The sequence below is a fragment of the Agrobacterium sp. 22-226-1 genome (assembly GCF_053522345.1).
In genome coordinates, this window is the sequence record NZ_JBNWCP010000029.1 from 1 (window position 1) to 19,799 (window position 19,799).

Annotated in this window: 23 protein-coding genes and 1 tRNA gene; 13 read left to right on the top strand and 11 right to left on the bottom strand. The window is 60.3% G+C overall.

The window, feature by feature from the left end:
- Positions 1–63 precede the first annotated feature (63 nt).
- The 3 genes from ACQZ5K_RS26130 to ACQZ5K_RS26140 all read right to left on the bottom strand — a co-directional run bounded on the left by ACQZ5K_RS26130 (position 64) and on the right by ACQZ5K_RS26140 (position 751).
- Positions 64–378, bottom strand: coding sequence for a DUF4062 domain-containing protein (locus tag ACQZ5K_RS26130; RefSeq protein ID WP_448741947.1), 315 nt, complete (start codon positions 376–378; stop codon positions 64–66).
- Positions 335–553, bottom strand: a complete 219-nt coding sequence (locus ACQZ5K_RS26135) for a hypothetical protein (protein ID WP_448741948.1) — start codon at positions 551–553, stop codon at positions 335–337. The genes ACQZ5K_RS26130 and ACQZ5K_RS26135 overlap by 44 nt, the downstream gene beginning before the upstream one ends.
- A gap of 107 nt (positions 554–660) precedes the next feature.
- Positions 661–751 (bottom strand) — tRNA-Ser (locus tag ACQZ5K_RS26140).
- Between the two features lie 162 nt (positions 752–913).
- Between ACQZ5K_RS26140 and ACQZ5K_RS26145 the strand changes: the two genes are divergently transcribed.
- Both ACQZ5K_RS26145 and ACQZ5K_RS26150 read left to right on the top strand, forming a co-directional pair.
- Complete coding sequence (locus ACQZ5K_RS26145) at positions 914–1,255, top strand: hypothetical protein (RefSeq protein ID WP_448737526.1); 342 nt, start codon at positions 914–916, stop codon at positions 1,253–1,255.
- An 89-nt stretch (positions 1,256–1,344) separates the two neighbouring features.
- Entirely contained in the window at positions 1,345–1,521 is a 177-nt protein-coding gene (locus ACQZ5K_RS26150) for a hypothetical protein (protein ID WP_003524115.1), read from the top strand.
- Between the two features lies 1 nt (position 1,522).
- On the opposite strand, the gene ACQZ5K_RS26155 is transcribed toward ACQZ5K_RS26150, so the two are convergent.
- The gene (locus ACQZ5K_RS26155; RefSeq protein WP_448741949.1) at positions 1,523–2,323 is read right to left on the bottom strand and encodes an aldolase/citrate lyase family protein; all 801 of its coding nucleotides are present in this window, start codon (positions 2,321–2,323) and stop codon (positions 1,523–1,525) included.
- Between the two features lie 7 nt (positions 2,324–2,330).
- Positions 2,331–3,548 carry an NAD(P)/FAD-dependent oxidoreductase gene (locus ACQZ5K_RS26160; RefSeq protein ID WP_448741950.1) on the bottom strand — a complete coding sequence of 406 codons (1,218 nt, stop codon included), beginning with the start codon at positions 3,546–3,548 and terminating at the stop codon, positions 2,331–2,333.
- 306 nt (positions 3,549–3,854) lie between these two features.
- On the opposite strand from ACQZ5K_RS26160, the gene ACQZ5K_RS26165 reads away from it, so the two are divergent.
- Complete coding sequence (locus ACQZ5K_RS26165) at positions 3,855–4,199, top strand: hypothetical protein (RefSeq protein ID WP_020809517.1); 345 nt, start codon at positions 3,855–3,857, stop codon at positions 4,197–4,199.
- Positions 4,200–4,354: 155 nt separating this feature from the next.
- On the opposite strand, the gene ACQZ5K_RS26170 is transcribed toward ACQZ5K_RS26165, so the two are convergent.
- Complete coding sequence (locus ACQZ5K_RS26170) at positions 4,355–5,551, bottom strand: ZIP family metal transporter (RefSeq protein WP_448741951.1); 1,197 nt, start codon at positions 5,549–5,551, stop codon at positions 4,355–4,357.
- Positions 5,548–6,693, bottom strand: coding sequence for a multicopper oxidase domain-containing protein (locus ACQZ5K_RS26175; protein WP_448741952.1), 1,146 nt, complete (start codon positions 6,691–6,693; stop codon positions 5,548–5,550). The genes ACQZ5K_RS26170 and ACQZ5K_RS26175 overlap by 4 nt, the downstream gene beginning before the upstream one ends.
- 440 nt (positions 6,694–7,133) lie before the next feature.
- Between ACQZ5K_RS26175 and ACQZ5K_RS26180 the strand changes: the two genes are divergently transcribed.
- Positions 7,134–8,246: a pyridoxal phosphate-dependent aminotransferase gene (locus ACQZ5K_RS26180; protein WP_448741953.1), complete on the top strand. Its 1,113-nt coding sequence runs from the start codon at positions 7,134–7,136 to the stop codon at positions 8,244–8,246.
- A 410-nt stretch (positions 8,247–8,656) separates the two neighbouring features.
- Here the strand turns inward: ACQZ5K_RS26180 and ACQZ5K_RS26185 are convergent, their stop codons facing one another.
- The gene (locus ACQZ5K_RS26185) at positions 8,657–8,920 is read right to left on the bottom strand and encodes an SEL1-like repeat protein (protein ID WP_003524109.1); all 264 of its coding nucleotides are present in this window, start codon (positions 8,918–8,920) and stop codon (positions 8,657–8,659) included.
- Positions 8,921–9,519: 599 nt separating this feature from the next.
- Here ACQZ5K_RS26185 and ACQZ5K_RS26190 point away from each other — a divergent pair.
- From ACQZ5K_RS26190 to vapC, 7 genes are all read left to right on the top strand, one after another.
- Positions 9,520–9,858, top strand: a complete 339-nt coding sequence (locus tag ACQZ5K_RS26190; RefSeq protein WP_003524108.1) for a DUF2147 domain-containing protein — start codon at positions 9,520–9,522, stop codon at positions 9,856–9,858.
- A 161-nt stretch (positions 9,859–10,019) separates the two neighbouring features.
- Positions 10,020–10,616: a hypothetical protein gene (locus ACQZ5K_RS26195; RefSeq protein ID WP_448741954.1), complete on the top strand. Its 597-nt coding sequence runs from the start codon at positions 10,020–10,022 to the stop codon at positions 10,614–10,616.
- Positions 10,617–10,774: 158 nt separating this feature from the next.
- A complete protein-coding gene (locus ACQZ5K_RS26200; RefSeq protein WP_020809511.1) occupies positions 10,775–10,957 on the top strand; it encodes a hypothetical protein in 183 nt (60 codons plus the stop codon).
- Between the two features lie 10 nt (positions 10,958–10,967).
- On the top strand, positions 10,968–11,141 hold the full coding sequence (locus tag ACQZ5K_RS26205; protein ID WP_003509979.1) for a hypothetical protein: 174 nt from the start codon (positions 10,968–10,970) through the stop codon (positions 11,139–11,141).
- Between the two features lie 105 nt (positions 11,142–11,246).
- Positions 11,247–12,752, top strand: coding sequence for an AMP nucleosidase (amn, locus tag ACQZ5K_RS26210; protein WP_080852421.1), 1,506 nt, complete (start codon positions 11,247–11,249; stop codon positions 12,750–12,752).
- Positions 12,753–12,817: 65 nt separating this feature from the next.
- Positions 12,818–13,048 carry a type II toxin-antitoxin system VapB family antitoxin gene (locus ACQZ5K_RS26215; protein WP_003524105.1) on the top strand — a complete coding sequence of 77 codons (231 nt, stop codon included), beginning with the start codon at positions 12,818–12,820 and terminating at the stop codon, positions 13,046–13,048.
- The gene (gene vapC / locus ACQZ5K_RS26220; protein WP_196379409.1) at positions 13,045–13,434 is read left to right on the top strand and encodes a type II toxin-antitoxin system VapC family toxin; all 390 of its coding nucleotides are present in this window, start codon (positions 13,045–13,047) and stop codon (positions 13,432–13,434) included. Before ACQZ5K_RS26215 ends, vapC begins: the two co-directional genes overlap by 4 nt.
- A 3-nt stretch (positions 13,435–13,437) precedes the next feature.
- Here vapC and ACQZ5K_RS26225 read toward each other — a convergent pair whose 3' ends face one another.
- The 3 genes from ACQZ5K_RS26225 to ACQZ5K_RS26235 form a co-directional block, all read right to left on the bottom strand.
- On the bottom strand, positions 13,438–13,908 hold the full coding sequence (locus ACQZ5K_RS26225) for an OsmC family protein (protein WP_035218150.1): 471 nt from the start codon (positions 13,906–13,908) through the stop codon (positions 13,438–13,440).
- 58 nt (positions 13,909–13,966) lie between these two features.
- Entirely contained in the window at positions 13,967–15,343 is a 1,377-nt protein-coding gene (locus ACQZ5K_RS26230; RefSeq protein WP_448741955.1) for an aspartate aminotransferase family protein, read from the bottom strand.
- A gap of 151 nt (positions 15,344–15,494) precedes the next feature.
- Entirely contained in the window at positions 15,495–16,403 is a 909-nt protein-coding gene (locus tag ACQZ5K_RS26235; RefSeq protein ID WP_448741956.1) for a diacylglycerol/lipid kinase family protein, read from the bottom strand.
- A 235-nt stretch (positions 16,404–16,638) separates the two neighbouring features.
- Here ACQZ5K_RS26235 and ACQZ5K_RS26240 point away from each other — a divergent pair, with 235 nt between their 5' ends.
- Both ACQZ5K_RS26240 and mgtE read left to right on the top strand, forming a co-directional pair.
- Positions 16,639–17,883 (top strand): MFS transporter, encoded by a 1,245-nt coding sequence (locus ACQZ5K_RS26240; RefSeq protein WP_448741957.1) that lies wholly within the window; start codon positions 16,639–16,641, stop codon positions 17,881–17,883.
- Between the two features lie 282 nt (positions 17,884–18,165).
- On the top strand, positions 18,166–19,539 hold the full coding sequence (mgtE, locus tag ACQZ5K_RS26245) for a magnesium transporter (RefSeq protein WP_448741958.1): 1,374 nt from the start codon (positions 18,166–18,168) through the stop codon (positions 19,537–19,539).
- Positions 19,540–19,799 lie beyond the last annotated feature (260 nt).

A 19,799-nucleotide genomic window follows, 5' to 3' on the forward strand; every position in this document is an offset into this window, starting at 1 on the left:
GCAGGTCTAGACATAGATCCTCACATTCAGAGAACTCGTATGCCCCCAATACCCTACTCAGCATCAGCCGCGCCAGATGGGGTCTCCTTGCCGCTTACGCTTCTTTTGCGTTACCGCGTAATCGTATTCCATCTCCGTGTAACTGACGCCAGTTTCCTTGTCGACGGACCCGTACCGTCCACCCAGTATCAGCATGTAAACATCGGATTCATCAATCCAACGCTTAATGATTTCCCACTGGGACTTGTCGCTAGCCGTGAAAAGCTCCATGCCCGCCGGAATATGGCCAGCCTTTAAGATCGCCTGCACAGCTGCCTGCCGCTCTGTCTGCAAATCAGTGAACGTGCTTGAAACAAAAACCTGTAACTTCTTCTTCATCACCTGAACCTTTACCCAGTCCAGGACAATCAATTATGGACGAACGCAAATCAATCCGTGTGCATGACATATCAACAGCACAGGCCAAAAGCGGTGGGAAATACGAGTATTGCTCGGCAACTTTATCAATCACATTGAAAAACACAGCGCCAAGAAGACCCGCCAGAATCACCAACTGGCGGGTTTTCGCTATCTGGACGACATATTCACAGCGGAAAATGCACCGACCAAGTTATGGCAAGTGGCGAAAAAAGCCGAATTATGCAATGAAAACAAGGTTTATGGCGGAGAGGATGGGATTCGAACCCACGATACGCTTTTGACGTATACTCCCTTAGCAGGGGAGCGCCTTCGACCACTCGGCCACCTCTCCGGTGCGGCCTGATTATTGCGTAAAAAAAATGATTGCAAGGCTTTTTCGCCAAGAAGCACAAAAACCTGTTGGCTGAACATCGTCCCGCGAAACTTTGCGGGCCTTTCGGGAACTTCTTGCAGGCCGGCACGTTCTGCCTTCGGTAACAAAAGAGGTGTTCTAATGGCTCAGACCAAACTGAATGTTGTCGAAGACACGATCGAAAACCAGATTGCGGAGTTGCGCTCGCAGATTTCATCCCTCTCCAAATCCGTATCCGCCCGCGCGGAAGGTGTGAGCGAGGATGCTTCCGAGTTTCTGGACGAGGCGCGAGGCCGCGTCCGCAAAGCGGCATCCAATGTCCGCGCCCAGGGCCAGAATGTCGTGGAAGCTGTCAAGGAAAATCCCGGGACGGCGACCTCCCTGCTGACGATCGTTGGCGCACTCGGTTTTGCCATCGGTTACGCGGTTGGCGCGAGCACGCAGCAGAACTCGTCGAACAGCAGCCTTTATCGCTGGCGCTGATCGCCGCATCGAATTAAAATTGAGGCAAGGCGGGTCTATCCTGCCTTGCCTTTTCGTATTTATTTGAAATGTGATGAATGGGGGCGGATATGCGGTTCAGCGACGATCTTGAAGCGGCTTTGTCGGATTTTGCGAGGGATCACGGCGTCGACAGGGATGAGGCCATCCAGCGCATCATTCGCGCCGCCCTTATCAACACCGGTTATCTCGCCTCCGGCGAGGAAGGCATTCCGCCGGAAAAGCTGAACGCCAGCAACGACGACTGAATTAATAGCCAGACCGGGATGGCGCAGGCGCTGCTCCGCCCTTGTAGCGGGCCGAGAGCGCACGCAGGGTGCTGGCGAATTCCGTCACATCCGCACCGACGGCCACGAAGGATGCGCCGAGTTCGAGATAGCGGCGATTATAGGTTTCGTTGAAGGTGAGAATACCGGCGGCCTTGCCCGCCTTGACAATCTTGACGATGGCCGCCTCGATCACCGCCTGCACTTCCGGCTCGTCTATCCTGCCGAGATAGCCCATATCGGCGGCCAGATCCGCCGGGCCGATGAAGACGCCGTCCACACCCTCCACCGCAAGAATATTGTCGAGATCGTTGATCGCCGCGCGCGTTTCGGCCTGCACCAGCAGGCAGACGCTGTCCGAGGCGCTGTCGGCATAGTCGGTTATCGTGTTGAAGGCGGAAGCGCGGGCAACGGCAGCACCCATGCCGCGAATGCCGCGCGGCGGATAATGCATGGCGCTGACCAGATACTTCGCCTGGGTTGCCGAATCGACCATCGGCACCAGAAGCGTGCGCGCACCCGCATCCAGAAGCTGCTTGATCATCCAGCTTTCGCCGACCGGCACGCGCACGACGGGCTCCGCAGGCGACGTGGCAAGGGCGCGCAGTTGGTCGATGATGCTGCGCAGATCGTTCGGCCCATGCTCGCCGTCGATCACCAGCCAGTCGAACCCCGCCGTACCGGCGATTTCCGCCGTGATGGCCTCACCCATATCGAGCCAGAGGCCGATCTGCGGCTTGCCGGCATGGATGGCGGTTTTGAAAAGGTTTTCGGGAGCAGGCATGATATCCTCAGGAAAGCAGTAATTTCAGATCGGCGGAAGCATCCGCCAGGATGGCGCGATCCGGCTCCGCGCCGGTATCGAGCAGTTTCTTGCCCGCGACATAGGCCTTGGCATCGTTGACGGCATCCACCGCCACGAATCGCCCATCGCGAAAATACCAGACGGACCAGCTGCCCTCACGCGCGCCCTGCCTCAGCATCGTCTCGTCGTAACCCAGGTTGAAACCGGCGATCTGCAGCTTGGCGTCATATTGATCCGACCAGAACCATGGCTTCGGATCATAGGCGGCTTCAGCCCCGGTGAGCACGGCAGCGGCCGCCTCGGCCTGATCGACTGCGTTCTGTACCGATTCGAGACGCACATGCTGGCCGCGCCAGGGCAGCAGCGCGCAATCGCCCACGGCATGAATGGCGCTGTCGGAGGTGCGGGTATGGTCATCCACCACGATGCCATTGCCGACATCAAGGCCCGATTCGCGAGCGAGGCGATCATTCGGCGTCACGCCGATGCCGACAATCACAAAGTCCACATCCAGCATCGAGCCGTCGGACAGTTCGGCGGCGGCCACCCGGCCATCCATGCCGACAAGGCGCACAAGGCCAGTCTTTTCGCGAATGGAAACGCCGTGGGCCTGATGGATGCCGCGCATGATATCGGCGGTTTCCTTCGCCGCCACACGCTGGAGAATGCGGTCGGCCATTTCGATCAAAGTCACTTCGAGGCCGAGCTTGCGCGCGACAGCGGCTGCTTCGAGACCGATATAGCCGCCGCCGATCACCAGCAGCCTGCGGCCCGGCTTCATCTCCTCCATAAGCCGGTCGGCATCGCGCTTGTCGCGAACGGTCAGGACGCCTTCCAGATCGCCGCCAATGCTGGCGGGCAGCAGGCGGGGAGCCGCCCCGGTCGCCAGCACCAGCCTGTCATAGGAAAGCGTGCTGCCATCCTGCGTGCGCAGGGAGTTGGCGGCGCGGTCTATCTCCTCCACCCAGGTGGAAAGCCGGATATCGACATTGTTCTCCGCGTACCATTCCTCCGGCCGGAACATCAGCCGGTCGAAGCTCATCTCGCCGAGAAGATATTTTTTGGAGAGCGGCGGCCTCTGGTAAGGATAGGCATCCTCGGAACCGACGATGGTGATGGGGCGCTCATCCTTCAGCGCCCGCAGCTTCGACGCCAGCGCGAAAGCGGCCTGCCCCGCCCCGACGATTACCAGCCTTCCCGTCACAGTCCACTCCCAGAAGAATCACGAAGCGCCGGTCCTGCCGGGCCTCGCGAAGCGATATTGCAAGGCTCAGGCGTAACGCCAAGTACGGCCCCAGTCAACACCAGCCCCGTGCAAGCGTGACGCAGTATCAGCACAGGCTGCAACCGGATGGGACCGAGCGCATTTCCATAGCGGAAACATCGGCTTCCGAAGGGAAGATTGGTCGAGATCGAGACACAGAACAGACAATTGCGCGCATTTCCTTCATGCCCTGGCAAGGAAGCGGCGTTAAAATCGGCATCAAAAGAGGCAATCCGGGAGGTTGTCATGGCTTTGCATATGGATCCCCGTCAGAACGTCCCCCAGGACGAGATGTACGAGAAATTTCAGATCGACCGGCCCGGCAAGATCACCTTCATCGGGCATCATCTCAGCGCCAAGGACACCATGCGCTGCCTGGTGCGGACCATTTCCCTTTACGGCGCGGAACTGGATGTCAGCCCCGATCTGGAAATGCCGGCCAATTTCTATCTGGAAATTCTCGGTATCCGCGATGAGATCGGCTGCACGCTGATCCGCCGCGAAGAGGAAAAAGTGACGATCGGCTTCAATATGCTGATCGATGCGGAGTTCCTACACCATGTGCGACGCCTGAGCTTCGAGACATCATGATGACCGCCGCAAAAGCGGAGCTCACGGAATAGGCATGCGAAGCGGCGGGACCGCCACCTCGCTGTATCTGATAGATTCGGCATCCAAATCTGCCGCCCCGTTCTTCCGGCTCACCGCATCGCAGGCAGAGATCGAGAATATCGGGGCGGCCGTCATCATATCTTCACGACCGCCGCCGTGACGTACATGAACATTATTCCCGCTCCGAGGCCGCCAAGGACTGCCGGAGACAGGGAGAGGGAGGCGAAGTTGCGGGCGTTGCTGCGGATCATGTAGGCCGAGACCTCGACAATGACCTGCAGGATGGCTCCGGCCCCGATGGCGAGCGCGAAAGCTGTCCATTGCGGTGCATAAGCGAGACTGCCGAGCCACATGCCAAGCACCGCCGGGCCGCCGGCCAGAAGGGTAAGTCCGGCGAAAATCCACAATGACGGCCGTTTTTTGAGGATCGGCGCGGCGATGCCGATACCCTCGGTAATGTTGTGGATCGCAAAGCCCAGCACGAGAAACGCACCGAGCCCCGCCGAACCCGCCGCAAAGGCAGCGCCGATCGCCAGCCCTTCGCCGAAATTATGCAGGCCGATGCCAAGCGCGATGTAAGTCGCGAGCGCAAGCCCAGTCGGCGTGCCATGCCGACGGCCGACCGCCATCAGGATCAGGAAGGCCGCAAAGGCGCCGAGTACGACCATCACCCGGCCCTGAAACAGCGCCGCCGTTTCGCCGGCGATTTCCAGCGCCTCTTCCGTCATGTCGATGAGAAGATAAAGCAGCAGGCCGATTGTCAGCGCCAGCAGGAAATTCATGCCGCTTTGGTCGACATTGCGCAAAGCGGGATAGAACATCAGGCCGATGGCGACGGGAACGACGCCGACGATGATGCCGACCAGAGCCTGAATCCAGAGTTGCCCGGATGTCGCGGTGGGCGTCGGCACCGCCACGGCGATCTCGTGGTCGAAGCTCGCGCCGGTGTTGGTGACCACGGTGACCGCGTGGGTATCGGCGAGATTCCACGGAAAATCGATGTTGAGCCAGACGGACGACCCCCTCGGAATTTCACCCGCAGGCGATTGAGTGAACGTCCAGTAGGCCGCATCCACCTGTACCTGCGCTATCGTCATCGGCTCCGAACCGCCAGCCCGGACCAGCAATTGCAGGCCCCTGTCGTTGAGGATGGTGCGCTCGAAGGTGAGGTTTTCGACGGGCGGCGCGCCGTTGTCGAGCCGCCCGAGCGGGTCGGCGGCGAAAATCCAGGCGATGGCGGCGGCCAGCGCCAGAAGCGGCAGGACGATCCAGACGAGCGTGAGGCCGAAGCGGGCGGGCGCGGATATTTTTTTCGTTTCCATGACATTCATGACAGCGACTCCACGACGTCGAACATGCCCATCCAGCCGAGTTCGGTGAACTCCGTCTGATGGGGGTGGAACATATAAAGTCCGGGCTCGTGCTCGGCGAAGCTGAACTCCAGAATGCCGCGCTCCGCCTGGCACTGGGTGATGAGGTCGACGGTCTGCAATGTCGGCGTCAGCGTCGTTCCCTGATTGAAATAATTGAAGAAATTCGCATGCAGATGGAAGGAATTGATCGGATCGAATTCCAGCACGTTGACGAGATAGATGCGCACCGGCTTCGAGCGGAGAATTCTGATCGGCTTCTTGGCGAAGGCGTGTGCGACCGTATTGACGGCGTAGAACTCGTTCTCCTCGTCGAAATTGGTGTCGAATGCGTTCGATACCATCACCATTTCCTGCCAGCCCGCATTTTCGGGCGTGCCGAGCAGGCGCGAGCGGGCGACGTCGGCGTGCTCGGGATGCCGGTCGGGATCCGGATCGATGATGAAGGCGCCATACATGCCCTTGTGCATGTGCCGGCGCAGCGGCACGTTGTGGCAATGATACAGATGGCAGCCGAAAGGCCTGGCGTCGAATTCGTAGGTGAATTCACCGCCCGGATCGACCATGCCCGGCGTGCCCGGAATGCCGTCCATCCTTGCTGAATGAATGCCGTGGAAGTGCAGGGAATGCGGGTGGGAACCGTAATTCCTGAAATTCACCCGGATACGGTCACCTTCCCTGGCGCGCAGGGTCGGTCCCGGCACGCGGCCATTGTAAGTCCAGGCCGGAAACATGACACCGGGTGCAATCTCGATATCCTTGTCCTCGGCGGTAATCTCGAAGGTGCGAAGGGTGCGCCCATCAGCGGTGCGCTCCACCGAGCCGGTTTCCCAATCCGTCAGCATGTCGTGGGGGTCGAAACCGTTGGTTTGCGGATCGACCTCGCCGACCGTCATCATCGAACCATGCGCGCCGTGGGCTTTCGCCGCGCTATCGGCCGGAGCCGAGCCCGGCGCTGTCGCCCCGTGAGCTGAATGCGCGGTCTGGCCGGAGGCGCTTGTGGCCAGAAGCGCCCCTCCTCCCGCAGCCACGAGCCCGCCGGCGAGCAACCCTCTGCGGCTGACCAGTTCACCCGTCAATCGCGTCGGTGACGTCTTCTCCATTTGCGACTTTCTTTCCATTTTCATCTCTTGCGGCGGCTGTTTGTCGTGAGAACTATCGATTTCATTTGCATTTTTGCAACTAAGAATCATTTGCAATAAAAATAACTATACTCGCCAGCTTATCTATATTCTGCAATTAGGAATTAATTGCAACAAGCATTTGACGAATGGATGCAACATTGCGGCAATCCATCGCTTGGCCGCCTGCGGAGCCCAGCCTGAGAGGTCGATTTTCAACCGAGATCGTCAAAATCGGGACGTCGCGCCGTGGAGCTAAGCCCCATCGGGACAGCATTTCCAGCCGCCCGTCGCGCCTGCGGACCGGGCATGAGCGTAAATTCCGGCAGGAAGGGGTTTCCAAACCGTCGGAAATCTGACCCATTGTGGCGAATTGAGCTTTGCTCGGAACGAGACTTTCCAACTGCATATCGGATTAAACAATGTCAGCCTTTTCCCGCCTCACGCCGCTTGCCGCTTCGCTTCCCTCAACCGTTCCCTTCGTCGGCCCCGAAGCCATCGAGCGCAACCGCGGCCTGAAGGTTGAAGCGCGTATCGGCGCCAATGAGAGCGGCTTCGGCCCCGCCCCTTCCGTGCTTCTGGCCATGCGCGATGCGGCGGCGGAGACGTGGATGTACAGCGATCCGGAAAATTATGAGCTGAAGGAAGCGCTTGCCATCCACCATGGCGTTGCACGCGGCAATATCGCCATCGGCAGCGGCGTCGATGGGCTGCTGGGTGAGATCACGCGGCTGATCGTCGAGCCGGGCACGCCTGTCGTCACCTCTTTTGGCGGCTACCCCACCTTCAATTACCATGTGAACGGTTTTGGCGGGAAACTCGTGACCACACCCTATGTCGACGATCACGAAGACCTTGACGGGCTTCTCGATCTCGTCATCCGGGAAAATGCGCCGCTCGTTTATTTCGCCAATCCCGACAATCCGATGGGAAGCTGGTGGGAAGCGAGCGAAGTGATCGCCTTTGCCCGCGCGTTGCCGGAAACCTGCCTGCTCATTCTGGATGAGGCCTATTGCGAAACCGCGCCAGCCAGCGCCGTGCCGGCCATCGACGCGCTGATCGGCCAGCCGAACATTCTGCGCATGCGCACCTTCTCGAAAGCCTATGGGCTGGCGGGTGCGCGCGTGGGTTACGCCATCGGCACGCTCGGCAATGTCGAAGCCTTCGACAAGATCCGCAACCATTTCGGCATGGCGCGCATTTCGGCCGCCGGCGCTTTGGCGGCGTTGAAGGATCAGGCCTATCTGCATGAAGTCGTTGGTAAAATTTCCGACGCCCGTGAGCGTATTTCGGCAATCGCCCGTAATAACGGCCTTTCACCGCTCCCCTCCGCCACCAATTTCGTCACCATCGATTGCCACCGCGACGGGGCTTATGCCCGCGCCATCGTCGATGGGCTGATGGAACATGGCGTCTTCATCCGCATGCCGGGCGTCGCGCCGCTCAACCGCTGCATTCGCGTGAGCGTGGGGCCGGGTGACAAGCTCGACCTTTTCGAGCAGGCGCTGCCGAAGGTCCTCAAGGCGATCGGGTAAGCTCCCAACCCACCCTCATTCCTGTGCTTGTCACAGGAATCCAGCCGACGCGCGTCCGCGCGGCGAGAGGACTCTTCTCAGCCCAAGGACTTGGGCTGGCTGGATCCCTGAGACAAGCACAGGGATGAGGGTGTCGGGCGAGTCGGCATATGATCCGATACCGCTCGTTGCACGCATCGAATCAACATCCGCCCGCAAGCCCCTGCCCGCGAATCGTTTTCCGGCGAAGAGACATCGCCAAACATAAGAAAACCGCGCCGGCCTTGTTCCTGCCGGTCGCGGTTTGATGTGTCAGCGCAAAAGCCCTTTTCAAAGCCCTCGCCGCGTTCCCCTTCGGGTTTACTTTCCTTTGCGCCGGTCATCGGGACTGGAGGGAACCGGGCCGGCAATCTCAATAATGGCTGGGTCGATCAGTGCATCGTCATCCAGTCGCGGGCGGCGCGCAGCGCTTCGGCCAGTTCCGATTTCGTCATGTTGCGGGCGAGATCGGCGCGCAGCGAAGCGGCTCTTTCCGATCCGCGGATCGCGGCGATGTTGAGCCATTTATGGGCGGCGATCAGGTCCACCTTGCAGCCCCGGCCGGTCGCATAGACCAGGCCGAGATTGCAAAGAGTGTCGGCGCGGGTTTCGCCACCGGCAGCCATTTCGATATCGCGAATTTCAAAGCGTGCCATTGTTTTAATCCCTGTCCTTCTGCCTGTTTCATCATTCGCCTTCTTGTCGAGGCCATCGTCCGGACCTGCCGTCTTTTGCGGCTTTTTTGTCCTTTCGTCCGGCAGGTTTTCCCTGCGCTTTTGATAAGTTCACTATGCCACGGGGCCTTCAACGGTCGCTTAAAAGGCATGATTAATGGGCCGCAAACAAACTGCAAACGATTGGTAAAATTGGGTTTTCGTTAAATATCACGAGCCGCGGAAATTAAGGACTTTGCGGCGAATTTTACGAAAAGTTTAGAATTGGATTTAAACCCTTCCTTCACCACAATCAAAACAGCGATTTTCCAATTCTCCCTCTTTCGCTCCTCCCGTCGCTGCAAATGCCACGCCGGGGCCGCAAATTTCTGTTTCCTTTTACGTGAACGTCAAATACTATCCGCCCTGCCCGTCATGAGGATGAAACGGGCACAGGATAGCGCGGTGCAAGGAGCAATCGTTGCGCCGCAGGCGGCTTGGGCCAGAGATGGCGCATTCGCACGCCAAAAGGGTTTGATCTGCGCATCGCGTCTTTGGGCCGCCCGCTCGAGAAAGCCTGCGCGAATTTCGGGAGGAATTTTATGAAGCGTATAATGACGATTGCCGCCGCCCTCATGCTGAGCGGCAACCTTGCCTTCGCCGCCGAGGCAATCGAAGGCAACTGGAAGACCGCCAGTGGCGAGACCGCCGTGATCGGCCCCTGCGGCGGCGCCTTCTGCGTGACGCTGAAGACCGGCAAACACGCCGGAAAACAGATCGGCAAGCTTTCCGGCAAGGGAAACAGCTATTCAGGTGAAATCACCGATCCCGCCAATGACAAGACCTATAGCGGCTCCGGCACCGTTTCCGGCAACTCGCTGAGCATGAAGGGCTGCGTGCTGAAGGTTCTGTGCAAATCGCAGACCTGGACGCGGCTGTAATCGACAGGGCGGCGGGCGGGCTTCTGTCCTGCCGCCTGCGGTCCCGCGCCTGACGGTACGGTGCGCTGCCAAGGATTTTGCCCGGGACCGCGGACGCACGCCGCATGGAAGCCATATATCCGTAGATGTATCGTTGCGCCCAACACCAACGAGAGCGACGCATGCGCCCCACCCTTTCGACAATCCTGATTGCGGGCACTTCGCATGTCGGCAAAAGCACCCTTGCCGGCCAGCTGAGCGAAAGGCTGCGCTGCGAGGCGATATCGACCGACAGTCTCGCCCGCCATCCGGGCAGGCCATGGCCGGGCATTCCGGCACCGGTGGAAGAATATTACACACGGCTCTCGGCGGAAACGATCCACTGGTTCCTGAAGATACATCATCAGAACATCTGGCCGCTGATCCGCACGATGATCGACAGCAGGTCCGCCGCCGGCGGTTCCACAATCTTCGAGGGCGCGGCCCTGCGGCCGGAATTGATTTCACCCCTGCTTGGCGGCGAGGTGGCCGGCGTCTTTCTTCATGCCGGCAATGATTTTCTTCTCGAGAGAATGCGCTCTCACGCCCGCTATGAAGATGCAACGGCTGAGAAGCGGCGGATCATCGACGCCTTCATCGAGCGCTCGTTGCGGGAAAACACGGACATGCTGGCATCCGCGCAGGAGCACCGCGTGCCGGTTGTCGATGTGACCCAGCCTCAGGCATTCGAGACCCTGCTGACCGATCTTGCAGCACGTGCGGAAGCCCCTCTGTCCTGATCGAAAAGCGGGTGGCCCGCGAGATGCCCGGCGCCATTGCGGCATCAATCTGTCATGTCACCGCCCGTTAACATCCCTGAATGCCATATGAACCGGGGTCTCAGGGTCCGTTCAGTCCGAGTGTGGCAAAACTCTGTCCATCAACTCCAATAAGGGGAATGGACATGGCAAAGCTGATCAGCCGACTGGCAATCTTCGCGTTTCTCATGGCGATCTTCGCCATGTCCTTCGCCTCGCTCGTCGTTAATCCGAACCGCAGTTTCCAGCGGGTGAATGCGGGCGCGGCAATCGCCTGCCAGCATAGCCCCTCGCCCGCCGCCAATTGCCCCGTCGTGTTGTGAGGACAGGCCGATGACGACAAGTTTTTCCAACGGCCTGTTTTCCGCGCTGCGGCTGGTGCTGATGGCCTCGATCTTTCTCGGTCCGGTCGCCGGACTTGCGGTTTACAAGGCCGATCCCCGCCCCGCCTCCAAGGGCGCCGGCTTCGTGCTTTTGATGAGCCTGCAGCGTGGCGCGCTCGGCTGAAATTTCTGCCGACCCGCTGTTATTCGAACTGCCTTTTTGCGTTTCTTTTCAGTTTCTTCGTATTTCTGTCGCTTGCCTGTCGAAATTGGCCTCTTATAATGGGCCATGACAATAGCAAAACCAACGATTCCGCCCCTCACCTTCGTCACTCCTGAGCCTTTCGCGCCGCAGACATTCACGGACCCGAAAGAAGCCGTGGCGGCTTTGAACGCGCTTTACGAGCGCAACACGGCGTTCCTGATCAATTCCTTCACCGAGCTTGCCAAGGGCGCGCCGATTGCGGGGCGCTACCGCGCCTGCTATCCGCAGGTGAGCCTTGAGACCGCCACCTTCGGCCATGTCGATTCGCGTCTCTCCTACGGCCATGTCACCGCCCCCGGCGTTTACACGACGACCATCACCCGGCCGGAGCTTTTCCGCCATTATCTCAAGGAACAGCTGGGGCTTCTGATGAAGAACCACGGCGTTCCGGTCACTGTGTCGGAATCGGCGACGCCCATTCCGCTGCATTTCGCTTTCGGCGAAGGCGCCTATGTCGAGGCGGCGGCGGCTTCTTCGCTGTCCGACGTGCCGCTGCGCGATCTCTTCGATACGCCCGACCTCAACAATACCGACGATCTCATCGCCAATGGCGAATACGATCAGGTGCCGGGCGAACCCGCTCCGCTCGCCCCCTTTACCGCGCAGCGCATCGATTATTCGCTAGCGCGCCTTAGCCACTATACGGCAACCAGCGCCAGCCATTTCCAGAACTTCGTGCTGTTTACCAACTACCAGTTCTATATCGATGAATTCGCCGCATGGGCGCGGCAGTTGATGAAGAATGGCGGCGAGGGTTACACGGCTTTCGTGGAGCCGGGCAATATCGTCACCCCCGCCGGTTGCGACAAGCCGGAAACGGATGCCGTGCTCGCGCGCCTGCCGCAGATGCCCGCCTATCATCTGAAGAAGAAGGGCCATGCCGGCATCACGCTCGTCAATATCGGCGTCGGGCCCTCCAACGCCAAGACGATCACCGACCACATCGCCGTGCTGCGCCCGCATGCCTGGCTGATGGTTGGCCACTGCGCTGGCCTGCGCAACAGCCAGCGGCTTGGCGATTATGTTCTGGCCCATGCCTATGTGCGCGAAGATCACGTTCTCGACGACGACCTGCCCGTCTGGGTGCCGATCCCGGCTCTGGCCGAAGTGCAAGTGGCGCTGGAAGGCGCCGTGGCGGAAGTTACCGGCTACGAGGGCTTCGAGCTGAAGCGCATCATGCGCACCGGCACCGTCGCCACCATCGACAACCGCAACTGGGAACTTCGCGATCAGGCCGGCCCCGTCAAGCGCCTGTCGCAGTCCCGCGCCATAGCACTCGACATGGAATCGGCCACCATCGCCGCCAACGGCTTCCGCTTCCGCGTGCCCTACGGCACCCTGCTCTGCGTCTCCGACAAGCCGCTGCATGGCGAATTGAAGCTGCCCGGCATGGCGACGGAGTTCTACCGCACCCAGGTCGCCCAGCATCTGCAGATCGGCATCCGCGCCGTGCAGAAACTTGCTGCCATGCCGACGGAGACGCTGCATTCGCGCAAGCTTCGAAGCTTTTACGAGACGGCGTTCCAGTAAAAACAGATATCGCGGAAAGCGTCCTTGGTGTATTGTTTCGAAAATCGATACACCAAGGATTTTCGATGCGTACCAACATTGAACTCGATGACGCCTTGCTCGCCGAGGCGATGGAAATCACCGGCCTTTCGACAAAAAAGGCAACGGTGGAAAAAGCGTTGCGCGATCTGGTGCGCATTCATCGTCAGATGCGCGCCCTCGATGCGTTGGAGGGCATGGGCTGGGAAGGTGATCTGGACGAGATGCGGACGGATTGGGATGCTGAGACGGACTGGGATGTGAAAAACGCCAAATGATCGTAGCAGATAGCTCTGCCTGGATTTCATTTATTCGAAAAGACGCGCCTACCCTCTCCGCCAAGTTTCGCGCTTTAATGGCGCAGGGCGAAATTCTGATCGGCGATATCATTCTTCTTGAGGTGCTTAGAGGCGCGCGTGACGGTCATCATGCGCGCCGCCTTGAGCAGATGATGGGCGAATTTCCCTGCGTCGCGATGATGTCGCCCCAGCTCGCCATCAAGGCCGCCGCCAATTACCGCTTCCTGCGGGAGCGCGGCTATACGATCAGAAAAAGCAACGACCTCATTATCGGTACCTACTGTATCGAGCACGGGCACAAGCTGTTGCAAAACGACCGAGACTTTCAGCCGATGGCCGATCATCTCGGTCTGCGACTGGCGTGAGCCTCAAACCACCTTCACCGTCCCCTCCACGCGGATGGGAAAATTCACCGAGCGTGCGATGAAGCATTTCTCGTGTGCATCATGGTGCAGCTCATCTGCTCTGGCCGGATCGCCTTTCGAAATGGTGATGACCGGTTTCAGCACCACTTCGCTGAATTGCCCCGCGCCATCCTTTTCCATCACCAGCGTGCCTTCGGCATTGTCGACATAGTCTTCGACGATGATGCCGTTGACCGAGCAGAAATGCAGGTACCAGAGCTTGTGGCAGGCCGAGAGCGAGGCGACCAGCAGGTCTTCCGGGTTCCAGCGGGCGGGATCGCCGCGGAAGGCGGGGTCTGAGGAGCCGGCGATGTCAGCTTTTCCCGACGTGGAAATCGTGTAGTCGCGTTCATAGTCGCGATAACCCGAAGTCCCCTTGCCGCGATTGCCCGTCCATTTCACCTGAACGGCGTAATGATGTTCCTGTCCTGCCATGTTAGTCCTCCCTAAGAGTTTTTTGTCGCATTTCCGGACGTAAAACCGCTACGCAGTTTTACTGGAAATGCTCCCGCGTATCGCGCAGGTGGTCGAGCCCCTTGCGCAGCGTTTCTATGATCTCATCCACCTCCGAGCGGCTGATCGTCAGCGCCGGTGAGGCCAGCATGCGGTCGCCGGTGGCGCGCATCACAAGGCCGTTTGCCAGGCAATGGTTGCGCACCGCGGTTCCGATGTCGTCCGGCTTGGCGAAACGCCGGCGCGTCGCCTTGTCGGCGGTAATCTGCAGGCCGCCCATCAGGCCGACATTCACCGCCTCGCCGACCAGTTCGTGATCCGTCAGACTTTTCCAGCCCTCGGAAAAATAAGGGCCGATATCGTCGCGCACCCGTGCCACCAGTCCCTCCTCCTCGATGATACGGAGGTTTTCCAGGGCGGCAGCGGCGCAGACGGGATGGCCGGAATAGGTGAAGCCGTGGTTGAAGTCACCGACCTCAGACAACATCACCTCCGCCACCCGATCCGAGACGATGACGCCGCCAATCGGCAGATAACCGGAAGACAGGCCCTTGGCGACGGGCGCAAAATCCGGCTCCACGCCGAAATGCTGGTAACCGAACCAGGAACCGAGACGGCCGAAACCGCAGATCACCTCATCGGAGACGAGCAGGATGTTGCGCGCCTTGCAGATGCGGGCGATTTCCGGCCAGTAGGTTTCCGGCGGCACGATGACACCGCCCGCGCCCTGAATGGGTTCGGCCACGAAAGCGGCGACATTTTCCTCGCCGAGTTCATCGATCTTCGCTTCCAGTTCGCGCGCCACCTTCAGGCCGAATTCGGCCGGTGAAAGATCGCCGCCCTCGGCATACCAATAGGGCTGGCCGATATGGGCCACGCCCTCGATCGGCAGGTTGCCCTGCTCGTGCATCCATTTCATGCCGCCGAGCGATGCACCGGCCACCGTCGAACCGTGATAGCCGTTGCGGCGGGCAATCACCTTGGTTTTCGTCGGATGGCCGAGCGCCTTCCAGTAAACGCGCGCCATGCGGAACCAGGTGTCGGTCGCCTCCGAACCGGAATTGGTGAAGAACACATGGTTCATCTTTGGCCCGGCGCGCGAGGCGATCTTCTGCGCCAGAAGTGTCGCGGGCGGCGTGGTGGTGCCGAAAAACGCGTTGTAATAGGGCAGCTCGTTCATCTGGCGCTGCACGACATCGGCGATCTCGCGGCGTCCGTAACCGATATTCACGCACCAGAGGCCGGCAAAGGCGTCGAGATATTTCTTGCCTGTGCTGTCATAGATGAACACCCCTTCCGCGCGCTCAATGATGCGGGTGCCGGCGGCGTTCAGCTTGCCCATGTCGGAAAAGGGGTGGAGGTGATGGGCGGCATCGATGGCGGCGAGATTGGACATCGGCTTGGAGATTTCATTCATGACAGATCGCACTCCCATAAAGGCAGCGGCGCTCACGCCACCGCGCCCGCCGAACATGGCCGGGCGGCCTCGGTTTGGCAAGACTGGCGTTGTTTAGGGGTATAGAAGCTAGATTGCCGGTGGGATAACACTCAAGTCACATGCGGTTGCGCTATGCGAAGAACGACCGCCCCACCAGCACCTTCAATTCGCCGGCATGGACTTCGAGCGCCACATCCCGCTCCATCGGCAACAATTCGCCATCGATGACGCAGCGCAGGTCATGGCGTTTCTTGGGAAAATGCAGCTCCACATCTGTCACCGTCATGGCGGTCACGGCGTCGTTTTCCTTCAGCCTGCCGCGCAGAATGTCGAAAGCGAGTTTCGCGACGCCGGAAGGACGCAACGGATCGGTGAGATAAAAGCCGAGATGGCCGCCCGAGACATTATCCGCCACCAGCAGCGAGCTCTGGCCGAATTCATTGTTGGAGACGGAAATGGCCGAGACCTTGCGATGCTGCGTTTTGCCGTTGACGGTATATTCCACCTCGAAGACCGGCGGATTGAGGATGACGCTGATGGCGGCGCGGATGCTTGCCTTGATCTTGCCGAGGCGGGAGGCAAAAGCGAGATTGTTGCGATAGCGCACCATGCGCGAATGCAGGCCCGCGGAAAACTGGTGAACGAAGAGGCGGCCATTGGCGCTGGCGATGTCGACGCTGGCAATCTCGCCATTCGCCAGCGTTTCCAGCGCCTGGCGAATATCGAGCGGCAGCTTCAGCGAGCGGGCGAAGAGGTTCATGGTGCCGGCCGGAACGATCCCGAGCGCGATGCCGTGTTTCCAGGCGATGGCGGCTGCTGCGGAAATCGTGCCGTCGCCGCCGCCGGCAATGATGCCTTCAATGCCCGGCTCATCGGCGGCGCGCTCCATTTCCTCTACGATATCCTTTCCGGAGACCAGACGGCAATCGATGGCGTGGCCGGCGCGGGCGAAGACCTCGCGGGCATGGTCGCAATAGGCCTCCATGTCGGTGGTGCGAAACGTGCCGCCGTCACGATTGAAAATTGCAATGAGCTTCATGTTTCCAACCCGATCCACTGAGGCAGCCGCGCGTAAATGCCTGACCCTATATAGGGTTCCGAACACCATCGCGTGAAGATGCTCTTTTGCCGAGAATCGCTCTACCGCAACGCATCATTTCATGTTAGGGATCACTTAAGGTCATTTTCATGACCGCGCATCTCCAGTCAGGGCAGACCGCTCCCATACGGTCTTGCCCTTTTTTCTGTGGGCCCTTCCCGCTTTTCAGGTCACGATGAGCCAGTCGAATATGTCCGAAGCCCGCCCTGGCGCGGAGAATGAAACCGTTTACACGGCCGCCCCTGCCGTGGCCCTCTCCCCGCTTGCCATCGCGCTCATCGAACTGGCGCTTGCCGCCGGCGGCTTCGGCATCGGCACCGGCGAATTCGCCATCATGGGCCTGCTTCCGGACGTCGCCACCACCTATGGCGTCACCGTTCCACAGGCGGGTTATGTCATCACGGCCTATGCGCTCGGCGTCGTCATCGGCGCGCCGATCATCGCGGTTCTCGCCGCGCGCATGACGCGCCGCACCCTGCTTCTCGGCCTGATGGGGCTTTTTGCGGCCGGTAATATCCTGAGCGCCGTCGCGCCGGATTTCCTGAGCTTCACCGTTCTGCGCTTCATCACCGGCCTGCCGCATGGAGCCTATTTCGGGGTTGCGGCCCTGGTGGCGGCCTCCATGGCGCCGATCCACAAGCGCGCCCGCGCCGTTGGCCGCGTCATGCTCGGCCTCACCATCGCCACCCTGCTCGGCACCCCGCTCGCCACCTTCTTCGGCCAGCTGCTTTCCTGGCGCGCGGCCTTCATGCTGGTCGGCGGCATCGCGCTTTTGACGGTGGCCCTGCTCTGGTTCTTCCAGCCACGTGACAGGGTGGAGGAAGGCGCCAGCGTCTGGCGTGAGCTTGGCGCTTTCCGCCGCGTGCAGGTGTGGCTGACGCTCGCCATCGCCGCCGTCGGCTTCGGCGGCATGTTCTCGGTCTTCAGCTATATCGCCAAGACCACCACCGATGTGGCGATGATGCCGGTTTCCACCGTTTCCATGGTGCTGGCGCTGTTCGGCATCGGCATGAATGTCGGCAATGTGGTCGGCTCGCGGCTGGCCGATATCTCGCTCAACGGCACGATTGGCGGCATGCTCGCCTTCAACGTGCTTGTCATGACCGTGTTCGGCATGACGGCGCAGGATCCTTTCATGCTCTGCCTCTGCGTCTTCCTGATCGGCTGCGGTTTCGCCGCCTGTCCGGCCGTGCAGACGCGGCTGATGGATGTGGCGCAGGATGCGCAGACGCTGGCCGCCGCCTCCAACCATTCCGCCTTCAACATCGCCAATGCGCTCGGCGCCTGGCTCGGCGGCCTCGTCATCGCCATGGGTTTCGGTTACGCCTCCACAGGTTATGTCGGCGCGGTTCTTTCCCTTCTCGGGCTTGGCGTTTTCCTTGTTTCCGTCACCGTCGAACGGCGGGAAAAGGCGGCTTGAAGTCGCCTTCTTTACAGCCTGCGCCGCCGCCCCTCGCCACGGTGCACAACCTTGCATAAATTTCATAATCGGGTGCTTGACTCTTTTCGGTTTCAGGCGCAACACGGCCTTACGCGCATGCCGACCGGCACGGCGCGGATTTCAACGGAGCATCATTGGATGTCTAGCGACAGTAGCAGTCGATTGCCTTTGCCGAGACCGGCGAACGTGAACTGATCCGACCGCTGTCGGCTCACCACCGCGTTCGCCGTTATCGGCGAATCGACGGAAAGGTGAGCAATCATGAACTTCCACAACCTCTCCCAGAGGGCCAGCAAGGCCGCACGTCTTCTTCGTAGCGGAAATGCCGGCTCCACCACCATTGCCGAACGCGTCGAGCACCTCAACACGCTCGATGTCGGCGATGCCGCAACCGCCCTCCTCGCCATGCCCCAGTCAAAGGCCGTCGCCATTCTTGACCGGCCGGAACTGCATGGCGCAGCCGCCATCATCGCCCATATTCCGGTCGAACAGGCCGCCCGCTTCGTCAACCTGATGTCTGACGACCGCGTGGCCGACGTCATGGCGGAAATGGAAGAAGAGCCGCGGGCAAAGCTGTTTTCCCGGCTGGACCGGACGACGGCTCTCTCCATCAAGCATCTGATGGGTTATCCGCCGCGCACCGCTGGCTCGATCATGACCACGGAATTCGTCAGCGTGCCTGATGACTGGACGGTGGAACAGACCCTTTCGCACATCCGCGTCGTCGAGCGGTCGCGTGAAACGGTCTATGCCATCTATGTGCTGGCTGAGGACGGAACGCTCTCCACCGTCGTGACGCTGCGTCGCCTGCTGACCGGCGAAGCTGGCGCCTCCATCCTCTCCGTCGCATCGAAGGAAGGCATCGTCTGCGCCAGCCCCCTGATGTCGCAGGAGGATGTCGCCCGGCTGATCCGCAAGCACGACCTTCTGGCCCTGCCCGTCGTCGATGACCGCTCGCATATTCTCGGCATCGTCACTGTCGACGACGTGATCGACACCATGATCGCCGACACCACGGAAGACGCCCACAAGTTCGGTGGTATGGAGGCGCTCGGCAAGCCCTATATGACGATCGGCTTTCCGGACATGATCCGCAAGCGCGCCGGCTGGCTCGCAGCGCTCTTCCTCGGTGAAATGCTGACGGCCAGCGCCATGCAGCATTTCGAGGGCGAGCTGGAAAAGGCCGTGGTGCTGACGCTGTTCATTCCGCTCATCATGTCGTCGGGCGGCAACTCCGGTTCGCAGGCCACCTCGCTCATCATCCGGGCGCTGGCGCTTGGCGAGCTGAAGCTTTCCGACTGGTGGCGGGTGCTTCTGCGGGAAATCCCGACGGGCCTGACGCTCGGCTGCATTCTGGGCGCCATCGGCTTCCTGCGTCTGACGGTCTGGCAGCAGGCGGGCTTTTATGACTATGGCGAGCACTGGCTGCTGGTGGGGGCAACCGTCTTTGCCGCGCTTGTCGGCATCGTCACCTTCGGTTCGCTCGCCGGCTCGATGCTGCCCTTCGTGCTGCAGCGCCTGCGGCTCGATCCCGCCAGCGCCTCTGCCCCCTTCGTCGCGACACTGGTGGATGTCAGTGGCCTCGTCATCTATTTCTCTGTGGCGCTGGTAATCCTCAGCGGTACGTTGCTTTGAAAGACGAAAGGCCCGTTCGAAAGAGCGGGCCTTCTACATTTCGCGGCACGTCATAATCTCTCCTCCGTCATGCCGGACTTGATCCGGCATCCAGCCACGGCGCGTCTGCGCCGTGAAAAGAGTCTCTCGCGATCAAGGACTTGATCGCGCTGGACCCCGGATCTAGAGCACGTCCATTGAACGCGGAATCGCATTGAGGATTCCCCTGGCTGCGGAATTCTGATTCTATCGCCCCGACTGGTGATTTGGTCGGAGGCAAT